Annotated in this window: 2 protein-coding genes; both read right to left on the reverse strand. The window is 64.7% G+C overall.

Annotated features, from left to right (window positions below; genetic code table 11):
• Positions 1–172: 172 nt before the first annotated feature.
• On the reverse strand, positions 173–1123 hold the full coding sequence (gene hslO, locus JYJ84_RS35565; RefSeq protein WP_174959475.1) for an Hsp33 family molecular chaperone HslO: 951 nt from the start codon (positions 1121–1123) through the stop codon (positions 173–175).
• Positions 1124–1148: 25 nt separating this feature from the next.
• On the reverse strand, positions 1149–1673 hold the full coding sequence (locus JYJ84_RS35570; RefSeq protein ID WP_071334714.1) for a gamma carbonic anhydrase family protein: 525 nt from the start codon (positions 1671–1673) through the stop codon (positions 1149–1151).
• Positions 1674–1872: the final 199 nt, after the last annotated feature.

Consider the following 1872-nt stretch of genomic DNA (forward strand, 5'->3'; position numbering starts at 1 on the left):
GGTGCGAAACGATCGATGAAGCGGGCGATTCATGTGTTTCTCCTGCAGCGCGCCGACGACGAGAAGCGATTGGCGCCGAAGTACGAGACTTCGGCGCCGGAGCCGTGCGTGCGACGCTCGTGCGTCATTATGCGCCCGTGCCCGGATAGCGGGCATCGGGCCGCGGCTCGGCTCAGTGACGCTGGTCGGTGGCGGGCGCGATGCCCGTCTCGACGCCGGGGGCCGCGAACAGTTGCGCGACGTCGACAGGATCGAATTCGTAGCGCTGATTGCAGAACTCGCAATGGATCTCGACGTGGCCACGTTCGACGATCACGCTGTCGACTTCCTCGCGGCCGAGCATGCGCAGCATCGCGCCGACCTTCTCGCGCGAACACGAGCACTGGAAGCGCGTGCCGGCCGGTTCGAAGTGCTGCACGTTTTCCTGCCAGAAGAGCCGGCGGAACACGACTTCCGGTTCGACTTCGAGCAGTTCCTGCGCGGACAGCGTGCCGCCGAGCGTGCAGACGCGCTCCCACGTATCGGTATCGGTTTCGGCATGACGCGGCACGATGCCGCCGTCGCCCGGCAGCTTCTGCAGCAGCATGCCGACCGCGCGGTCGCGATCGGCTGCCAGCCACATCCGCGTGTCGAGCTGCTCCGAATGATGCATGTAATGCTCGAGCACCTGCGAGACGGATTCGAGCGGGCCGTCGACGCCGTTCAGCGGCACGATGCCCTGGTACGGCTGCTGGCCCGGCAGCTTGTCGGCCGGGTCGAGCGTGATCACGCACCGGCCGTGGCCGCTCGCATTGACGAGCGACGGGAAGCTCGTGTCGTCGCCGATCGTCTGTGCGGCGTCGCCCGCGAACTTCGCGGTGGCCCGCATCGACAGATCCGAACCGCACTGGACGACCAGCATCTGGACCGGCCCGTCGCCGAAGATCTGCATGATCAGGGTGCCGTTGAATTTCAGGTTCGCGGACAGCAGCGCGCACGCGGCCATCATCTCGCCGAGCACCGTGCGCACGGGGGCAGGGTAGTCGCGGCGGGAGAGCACTTCCTGCCACGTATTGCGCAGCGAAACGATCTCGCCGCGCACGGGCGCCGCATTGAACATGAATTTCTGTAACTGGTCGCTCACTCTTCTTCCTTGAAATCCGTGCGAATCACCCGATCCGCACGAGTTGCTCCTTGAAATGCGCACGCCGCTCGACATACGTCTTCGCGTTCGTGCGCAGCCGCGCAATGTCTTCCGCCGACAGCTCGCGCACGACTTTCGCCGGTGCGCCGAGAATCAGCGAGTTGTCCGGGAACGTCTTGCCTTCCGTCACGACCGCGCCGGCACCAACCAGACAGTTGCGGCCGATGACCGCTCCATTCAAGACCACCGCCTGGATACCGACCAGCGAACCTTCGCCGATCGTGCAGCCGTGCAGCATCGCCTGGTGCCCGATCGTCACGTTTTCGGCAATCGTCAGCGGAAAACCGGGGTCCGTATGCAGTACCGCGCCTTCCTGGACGTTGCTGCCCGCGCCGACGGTAATCGTCTCGTTGTCGCCGCGAATCGTCGCGCCGAACCAGACGCTCGCGTTCTCCTCGAGCACGACCTTGCCGATGATGGCCGCCGTATCGGCAACGAATACGCTTTCGTGGATCGTCGGGGCCGTATCGCCCAGCTTGTAGATCGTCACGGTGTCTCCTTGTCTCTTCGATGATGGGCGCCGGTAGAATGGCGCGTCTGGTTTGCCCGGCGCATTTGCGTTGCCGCATTGCGCCGCGGAACAATCGCCTATTGTAAACCGTCGCGTGCGTGCGCTCCCGCGATGCGCACGCAAGGTGTCCCCGTTTATGAGCATGGAGTCTTCTTCTTTCGGCAATGCGCCGGCCTGC

This window comes from Burkholderia sp. LMG 13014, assembly GCF_905232215.1.
Taxonomy (GTDB): domain Bacteria; phylum Pseudomonadota; class Gammaproteobacteria; order Burkholderiales; family Burkholderiaceae; genus Burkholderia.